We start from the raw sequence: 7,349 nt of genomic DNA, 5'->3' as shown, positions 1-7,349 counted from the left end.
CGCTTCCCTTTGTACCTCAAGGAACTGGAGTTCCGCTACAATCATCGCCAGGAGGACATCTTCCCTCGGTTAGTTCAGTACCTCTGCGATTTTGTGCCAAACCTTACCTAATCACCAAACAATATTGCCCGGTATTGGTTGGGCCATCGCCCGGTTCAGGCGGTTTAAAAAGCCCCCGGACGAGAGGAAAGCCCAATTCGTTGACACGTCTTGAAACTTGTAGTTCGCGTCTTGTCGGCTTTGCCAAATTATGGCAAACACCTCTGCCTCACCTCCCACCCGGACGGGGTCCTTGTCCCTGTCTGTCCACGTAAGTTCTGTGTCAAGTTGGCGAATCGTCTCCTCAAATTCGTTCTCCCGTATTAGGAGCTGAGTGCCATCTAGTTTCGGCAGCGCTTCTGCCGATGTGATAATCGTCACACCGTATGTGCTGCTCAGATGCCGGGTGGCGTCTGGCTCCGTGAAACCTCCGCCGAAACACTGCTTCAAATACTCAGCGAAACTCGTTGTTCCGCCGGTCGCGCCCGTCTCGATGAATCCTTCGAGAAAGGCGTTGCGGCGGTAGACTCCTCTGCCCTGTGCAGCATCGAGAACCTCAGGAGACTGCGCGCCGAACTTGTCCACAATCTCCCTCTTCGCCCACGAGGCATGTTCCACGGCCTCCTTTACGAAAGGGTGAACCGCAAAAAGGCGAATGCCGTTCAGTCGAGCCGCCTCAATCGTGGCTCGCGTAAAAGCATGTCTGCTTTCGTTCTTAGCAAGAAAGGGTATCAGAATATTGGAGTCAAGAAGTAGAGCGCGACCAGAAAGAAACTCCCGTTGAAAGCGAGAGCCGTCAGGGTCCATTTGCAGGGCGTTGAGACAGAAAAATGCTCTGGATAGATACGAAAGGAAGGCTTCTTCGGTGTCAGAAGGTTGGGTCAGCATCCTCGTCATGTGTTCTATGAACGGTAGCCTGAGAGATTGGTTCGTCAAGTCATTTGCGCGCAGTGCTATCAACTTTAATAGATGTGCAGAACGGCGCACTTGGGCGACACCGAGCACTGCGTTTGCTAGCTCAACACCCCGTTGGGAGAAGATATCGAGAAGACAATTGAGAGCAGCCTGCTCTAACTCCGCTACGTCATTCCTTGAAACGCCGGGCGTAACGCTACTTATGCGAAGGTGGAGCGTTTCCAGAAACTGACTCTGAATAAGAGAGAACTGCCTGCTTGAGGTTTGCAGAAGTCGCGTCCCCAAGGCGGTGAGGCGTAATTCGGCTCCACGGATATCGACGTAGCCACTACGCTGAAGTTCCTCTATCGCGTCCTTGAACACGACTTGAGAATACGGCTGCGAAATGCCTACCATCCTCTGGACGTTCTGTTCAAGGGAGGCTGCGCTAAGCCATTTTCCTGCGCTTGCAAGAGACACGGTATGATTAAGAATTACCGATTTCAAAGCGGATACTCTGTGCGTATCGTCCTCGGACCGGCTTATTCGATGCCACATGAACAGAGCCTGAGCCCTTTTCAAGTCGTCCACGGGCACACGCTGACGTGCCCGTTCCCCTCGACACGCTACATATGTGCTCATAGTCTCGAGCGCATGCAGAAGCTCGAAGTGCCTGCCGTCTTTGTTCTCGTAGGATATTACTTCGACGTTACATTCCTTACTGAATCGTTCGATGTCGGCCAAAGTAGCATCAGCGAAGAATGCGTATATTGGCAGCTTCCGTCGGAGCAAAGCAGATGCGTTTTTGAGAATCCATTCTATGTCCGGATCCTTCAGCGAATACCCAAACAGCACCACTCGCCTGCTGCCCAAGTATCGGTCTAGGAAAGTCCTGTAATATGACCACCGAGGAAGGAGTTGGGCAGCGTGAAACTGACTACGGGTGAGGATAATATTGCCCCAGGCGCTGAAATCCCCGTGGACCTTCACAACTGTCAAGGACTGGTCAAAATCTACGGCTCCTAAATCCTCTTCAGAATTGCAGAGGGTGATTGGGGGATGCTGAGTTTCACGCAAATGCCGGGCAAGCAGGTCGTCATAATTAGTAGTCAGATAACCTTTGAAAGGAAAACGTGCTAGAAAACCATAAAGTCGCCCAAGACCGCCAGGGTCTGCGATCTCCTTTTTACATTCGGCGATGAGGAAGGCGGGGTTACAAGAGTTTTCGATGAGCTCAAACATCGTAGGGTAGTCGCCTTTGTCCAAGGCGTCTTTGATCCTTGGCAAATTCCCTGGGCCTCGTGCTTTCGCTTTTGCGAATATGTTGTGAGCGAGTTTCGTCCAATCGGGCAATCCAAGCTCGCAGGATGGACCCGAGCCAACAAAAGCCAGACACTCACCGGAATTGATGAATTCTACGACGTCTTCTAGTTTGGAAACGTCCATGTCAGAGCCTCCACGACTGGCTGTACCGTCCCCGATTGCTTGGACACTGGCTTGATTGTATTCATGCAACTAGCCCAACGCAACCCAAGAGCTTGAGGCGTATTTGCTGGGGCGTCGCATGGCGGCCGCGCTCGACGAGCCACTCAGGCTGTAGCGCTCCAAAAGGCGTATCCCGACACCCCATACAAAACAATGTGTCGAAACAGCGTCTCCATAACGATTCCCTTTTGGGGTGTCCGTCCTGACCCGATCCCCAGTTATACAACTCACAGGACTCCCACCACAGCGCGGCGTCTGGCGCACGCCCTCTATAGCACCGCGCACTGCCCGCCGTCAATGTTGATGGCGACGCCGGTGACGAAGCTCGCCATGTTCGAGGCCAGGAACAGAATGACGCTCGCCGCCTCCTCCGCCGTGCCCTCACGCCCAAGCGGCACGCCGCGCGCCTTCACGGTGTCCGCGTAGAACTGCTCCAGCGTGTAGGACGGGTTGCCCTTCTGAATCTGCGCGTGGCGGCGCTCCCACTGCGCGCTGTGCACGACGCCGATGACCACCGAGTTGACCAGGATGTTGTCCTTCCCCAGATCGCGGGACATGGCCTTGGTCAGCGCCAGCCCCGCGGCGCGGCTCACCGAGGTGGGAACGGAGGCCGCGCCCGGCGTCTTGCCCGCCCCCGCCGTCACGTTCACGATGCGCCCTCCGCCCACCTTGCGCATGTAGGGCAGCACGGCGCGGCTGCATCGGACGGCGCCCATCAGCTTCAAGTCAATATCGCGCTGCCACTCCTCGTCCGGCACCTGCTCGAACGGGTGCGTGGAGGACGACCCCGCGTTGTTGACCAGGATGTCAATGCGCCCGAACGCCTTCGCCGCCTCGCTCACGAAGCGCGCCGCGTCCTCCGCCTTGCCGATGTCAGCGGCAACCGCGAGCACCTCGCCGCCGGTGGCGCGGCGTACCGTCTCCGCGGCCCCACGCAGATGCTCCTCGCGGCGAGCGCAGATGGCCACGCGCACGCCTTCGGCGGCCAGCATCTTCGCCGCCGCAAAGCCGATGCCGTCGCTCCCACCCGTTATCAGCGCCGCTTTCCCCTTCAGGCCCATGTCCATGTCCGCCCTCCTTCACATGATGTGGTCACTTACGCGATAGCTCGATGGTCGCCATGATAGCAGATGCCCGGCCCCTTATGTCCGCATGGTCTTGTTGCCCACTATCAGGACCATCATCAGCAGAAGGCCGAGTCCCGCGCTGGCCGCCACGGCGAGGGGCGTCCCTATCCACGCGGCCAGGCCTCCTATGATCAGGAAGCCGAGGAACTGCATGCCGATGGCCAGCACTAGAAGCCCCAGGACACGGCCCCGCATCTCCTCGGACGTGCCCAGGAGAATCAGGGCGCTCTGCAGGGAGCTGAAAGCGGCCTGGCCCACACCCGCCAGCACAAGCAGCGCGAAGGAGACGGCGTACCAGTGCGAGAAGCTGAACAGAATGACGGCAACCAGAACGGCCACGCAACCGGCGGCGAACACCGCGCCGGGCCGCGGGACCCTGGCGACGGAGGCCATGGTCGCGGAGCCTATGAGCGAGCCGATGCCCATGGCGGACAGGAGAAGACCCAACAGGACCGGCCCAACGCCCAGCACGTCGCGGGCGAAAACGGGAAAAAGCTGCTGGACGGGGAAGACCAGCAGATTCGTCAGGAGGGAGCCAACCAGCACCCCCAGGACAATCTGGTTACGCCGCGCGTAGCGCACCCCTTCCATCAGGTCGCCGAGGATGGGGCCGTGGGAGAAGGCGGTCCGGCGCACGGGCCGGGGCAATCTCAGCAACACAGGCAACTGGGCTGCGTAGAACGCCGTGATGGCAACGTACGCCCCGCCTACGCCGATCAGAGAGATGAGCCCGCCGCCAATGATCGGGCCCCCGATACGGCTGACAGTGAACGCCAGCGTCTCCACCGACATGGCGCTGACGACGCGCTCCGGCTCCAGAAAGTCGCGGCCCAGCGCGCGCCGGGCGGGGAAATCAAGCGCCCAGTAGGTGCCCAGGGCAAACGCCAGGGCGAAGACGTGCCACGGTTGCACCAGGCCGGTAAGGGCCAGCACGGTGAGCGTCGCGCTGGCCAGTACGCTGAGGGCAGAGCCGATCACCAGAATGCGCCGGCGGTCGAACCGCTCGGCCAGAATGCCGCTGAAAACGCCCAGAAGCGCGAGCGGCGCCCAGCGGAAAAAGCCGACCATCGCAACCTGAAAAGGGGAGTTGGTCAGCTCCAGCACCAGCCACCCAAGGACCGCCACCTCGCACCAGCGCGCCGTTTGCGAAAGCAGGCTGCCCGTCCACAGAAGGCGGAACCCGCGACTCTGCAGAGCGGCAAAGGCAGGCAGACGCGAAAGGCCGGAAGGGCCTGTGGAAGAGGAAGAATTCATTGTGTCGCGAGGATTGTACCCCATGCCGCGCAAAGGGGAAAGGGCGGTCGCGGGCTTCGAGAGAATAACGCGTCAGGCATGGGAAGGATGGCGCGGTTGCCGGGAAAAGTCGCGGGGGCTTATGCGAACAACGCGCGGGAGGCGCTCTGAATGAGGTTGAGCAGCGGCTCGGGATAGATGCCCAGGGCAACGATGACCACCACCAGCAGGACCAGCAGGCCCGACAGCGCCACGGGCGCACCCACGCGCTCTCGTCCCTCAACTGCGTGGATGTACATGCGCTTGATGACTACCAGATAGTAGTAGAGGGAGACCAGGCTCATCACCATCGCCAGGCCCACCAGCCAAATGAGCGCCGGCGCTGACTGGACCACCGCCGTGAACAGATAGAACTTTGTGGTGAACCCGACGAAGAAGGGCAGACCCGCCGACGAGAAGAAGGCCACGGCCAGCGTCAACGCCATCAGCGGAGCGCGCTCCGCCAGCCCGTCGTAGTCGGCCAGCTCCTCCTTGCCCGTCGCGGCCGCCACCGCGATCACGACCAGGAACGCGGCCAGGTTGCTCGCCGCGTAGCCCACCAGGTGGAACAGGATGCCGTTGGACACCAGCGTCGCGCCGGGCGCCAGCGCCGCGAACCCCAGCAGCAGGTAGCCCGCGTGCCCTATGCTGGAGTAGGCTATCAGCCGCTTGATGTTGTTCTGCGCCAGGGCTACCAGGTTCCCCACCACCATGCTCACCACGGCCAGCGCCGCAAGCAGGGGCCGCCATTCGGCCGCCGCGGGCATGAACCCCACCGTCACCAGCCGCAGCAGAAGGACGAAGGCCGCCGTCTTGGAGGCCACCGACAGGAACGCCGTGACGGGCGCGGGCGCGCCCTCATAGACGTCCGGCGACCACATGTGGAACGGCACCGCCGCCACCTTGAACCCGAACCCGGCCAGGACAAGCGCAAGCCCCAGGCCAAACACTGTCGGCAGCGCGCTGCCCTGCCGCACGGCGTCGGCGAGGCCGGGGAACGTGGTCGTGCCGGTCGCGCCGTACAGGAGGCTGATGCCGTAGAGGAGCACCGCCGAGGAGAGCGCGCCAAGCAGCACGTACTTGACGCCCGCCTCGTTGGACTTCAGGTCGTGGCGGGCGTACGAGGCCAGCACATAGAAAGTGAAGCTCATCAGCTCCAGCGAGATGTAGGCCGTCAGCAGCTCGCCCGCCGCGGACATGGCCATCATCGCCAGCACGGAGGTCATGATGATACCGTAGTACTCGCCCGGATGCGTCAGGCGCCGCCGCACGTAGTCGGTGGACGCCAGGCACACGACGATACCGATCACGGGGAACAGGACGCGGAACAGGACGGAGTAGCTGTCAATGCGGAGCAGCCCGCCGAAGAGATGCGCGCTCAGGCCGGCCTGGGTCGCGGCCGCCACCGCCACGGCCAGCAGCGCCAGCGCCGCCAGGTAGGACAGCAGTCCCTTCCGCTGGTCGGGCAGCACCAGGTCCAGGCTCCACACGGCCAGGGCCGCGCCCACCAGAATGATCTCCGGCGTCAGAAGAGCCCAGTCTGCGCTCACAGCAGCCCTCCCATCCGGACCAGCAGCGGCGTCACGCCCGCGTCAATGACGCGCAGGAACGGGCCGGGGTTGACGCCCACATAGACCAGGAAGAATACCAGGATGCTCATGGCCGCCGTCTCCAGCTTCGTCACGTTGCGCAGCTTCTCCCATCGGGGGTCCAGCGGCCCGAAGAACACCTTTGCAAGAAGACGCAGAATGTAGGTCGCGGTGATGGCCGCGCCGATGACGCCCAGAACGCCCAGCAAAGGGTACGTCTGGAACGTCCCCACGAAGACGAGGAACTCGGCCACGAATCCGGACAGCCCCGGCAGGCCCAGGGAGGCCAGCGCGGCCACCGTGAAGATCGCCGCCGTCAGGCCGACGCGCTTGGCCAGGCCCTCGAAGACTCCAATGTCGCGCACGTGCGCCTGGTCGTAAATCGAGCCGACGACAGCGAAGAAGAGAGCGGTCATGATGCCGTGCGAGAACATCTGGAGCACAGCGCCGTTCACGCCCGCGGGGTTCAACGTCGCCAGGCCCATCAGAACGTAGCCCATGTGGCTCACGCTGGAGTAGCCTATGACATACTTCAGGTCGCGCTGCGCCAGGGCGGACACGGCCCCGTACACTACATTCACCGTGCCCAGCACGATGAGCACGGGCATCCAGGCGTGCGCGCCCTCCGGAAAGAGGGTCATGCCCACGCGCAGAATGCCGTATGCGCCCAGCTTCATCAATACGCCCGCGTGGAGCATGCTCACCGCTGTTGGCGCGGCCACGTGCCCGTCCGGCGACCACGTGTGGAACGGCCACAGGCCCGCCAGCACGCCGAAGCCTACCATCAGAAAGGGGAAGAAGATGCGCTGGAATTCCATGCTGAAGCCCGTCTTCGCCAGGGCCAGCAGGTCGAAGCTACCGATGTTCGCCTGCGCGTAGATGGCGATCAGGCCTATCCACACCAGTACGCTGCCCGCCACCAGGACGAGCGTCAGCTTCATCG

The 7,349-nt window shown here is 61.7% G+C and carries 6 protein-coding genes; 1 reads left to right on the top strand and 5 read right to left on the bottom strand.

The features are described from left to right. On the top strand, nucleotides 1-111 hold a 111-nt coding region (locus tag Q7T26_07890; GenBank protein MDO8532073.1), incomplete at its 5' end, for a DDE transposase. Here the strand turns inward: Q7T26_07890 and Q7T26_07885 are convergent. From Q7T26_07885 to Q7T26_07865, 5 genes are all read right to left on the bottom strand, one after another. Next, complete coding sequence (locus Q7T26_07885; protein ID MDO8532072.1) at nucleotides 112-2,379, bottom strand: SIR2 family protein; 2,268 nt, start codon at nucleotides 2,377-2,379, stop codon at nucleotides 112-114. Nucleotides 2,380-2,687: 308 nt separating this feature from the next. After that, nucleotides 2,688-3,485 (bottom strand): SDR family NAD(P)-dependent oxidoreductase, encoded by a 798-nt coding sequence (locus Q7T26_07880; GenBank protein ID MDO8532071.1) that lies wholly within the window; start codon nucleotides 3,483-3,485, stop codon nucleotides 2,688-2,690. A 75-nt stretch (nucleotides 3,486-3,560) separates the two neighbouring features. Next, entirely contained in the window at nucleotides 3,561-4,799 is a 1,239-nt protein-coding gene (locus Q7T26_07875) for an MFS transporter (GenBank protein ID MDO8532070.1), read from the bottom strand. 119 nt (nucleotides 4,800-4,918) lie between these two features. Then, complete coding sequence (locus Q7T26_07870) at nucleotides 4,919-6,367, bottom strand: NADH-quinone oxidoreductase subunit N (protein MDO8532069.1); 1,449 nt, start codon at nucleotides 6,365-6,367, stop codon at nucleotides 4,919-4,921. Next, a partial coding sequence (locus tag Q7T26_07865) for an NADH-quinone oxidoreductase subunit M (GenBank protein ID MDO8532068.1) occupies nucleotides 6,364-7,349 on the bottom strand: 986 nt, incomplete at its 5' end. The genes Q7T26_07870 and Q7T26_07865, both read right to left, overlap by 4 nt.

This window comes from Dehalococcoidia bacterium (assembly GCA_030648205.1).
In the GTDB taxonomy this organism is placed as follows: Bacteria; Chloroflexota; Dehalococcoidia; order JAUSIH01; family JAUSIH01; genus JAUSIH01.
Note: the sequence above shows the minus strand (reverse complement) of the source record. Positions and strands in the feature narration are given on the sequence as shown.

What these genes read in the sequence shown, in the direction of transcription:
- Q7T26_07885 (MDO8532072.1), bottom strand. Translation starts at nt 2,379, where the DNA reads ATGGACGTTTCCAAACTAGAAGACGTCGTAGAATTCATCAATTCCGGT.
- Q7T26_07880 (MDO8532071.1), bottom strand. Translation starts at nt 3,485, where the DNA reads ATGGACATGGGCCTGAAGGGGAAAGCGGCGCTGATAACGGGTGGGAGC.
- Q7T26_07875 (MDO8532070.1), bottom strand. Translation starts at nt 4,799, where the DNA reads ATGAATTCTTCCTCTTCCACAGGCCCTTCCGGCCTTTCGCGTCTGCCT.